This window comes from Streptomyces spinosus, assembly GCF_020400655.1.
Classification (GTDB): domain Bacteria; phylum Actinomycetota; class Actinomycetes; order Streptomycetales; family Streptomycetaceae; genus Streptomyces; species Streptomyces argyrophylli.
In genome coordinates this window covers 1-848 of record NZ_JAINRC010000061.1, presented here as the reverse complement: position 1 = coordinate 848, position 848 = coordinate 1, and the positions used below count along the sequence as shown (strand labels likewise).

The 848-nt window shown below is 67.6% G+C and carries 1 protein-coding gene; it reads left to right on the top strand.

What is annotated here, in order from left to right; genetic code table 11:
- The coding region (locus tag LG395_RS40900) for an aldo/keto reductase (RefSeq protein ID WP_225814659.1) at positions 1–848 on the top strand (848 nt) is incomplete at both ends.

Sequence of the window (848 nt, the reverse complement as noted above, 5' to 3'; positions counted from 1 at the left end):
AACGTCGGGCAGACCGACCTGGCAGGTGCCCGGCGCCAGATCGACATGTGCCTCGACGCCGGCGTCAACCTCGTCGACACCGCGAACATGTACTCGGCAGGTGTGGCGGAGGAGATCCTCGGCCAGGCGATCGCAGGGCGGCGCGACCAGCTGCTGATCTCCTCGAAGGTGCGTATGGCGATGGGTTCCGGCCCCAACGACGAGGGACTGTCGCGTCACCACATCCTCGGCCAGATCGAGGCCAGCCTGCGCCGTCTGAACACCGATCACCTGGACATCTACCACGTCCACGAGTGGGACGGGCTGACACCCCTCGAGGAGACCATGGAAACCCTCGACTCCCTGGTGCGGTCCGGCAAGGTCCGCTACCTGGGTGTCTCCAACTACTCGGGCTGGCAGCTGATGAAGGCGCTCTGCGTGGCCGACGCGCACGGCTACGAGCGGTTCGTCAGCAACCAGATCTACTACTCGCTGGAATCACGTGACGCCGAGTACGAGCTGGTGCCGCTCTCGCTGGACCAGGGCCTGGGCATCATGGTGTGGAGCCCGCTCGCCGGCGGTCTGCTCTCGGGCAAGTACCGGCGCGGGCGGCAGGCAGGCGACGGCCGCCACCTCACGGAGTGGTCCGAACCCCCCGTGCGGGACGAGGACAGGCTCTACGACACCATCGAGACCGTCGTCGACATCGCCTCCGCCCACGGCGCCTCGCCCGCCCAGGTCTCCCTGGCCTATCTGCTCGCCAAGCCGGGCGTGACCTCGGTGATCGTCGGCGCCCGCAAGGACGAACAACTGGCCGACAATCTCGGCGCCGTCAACGTGCACTTGAGCGGCGAGGACATCGACCGGCT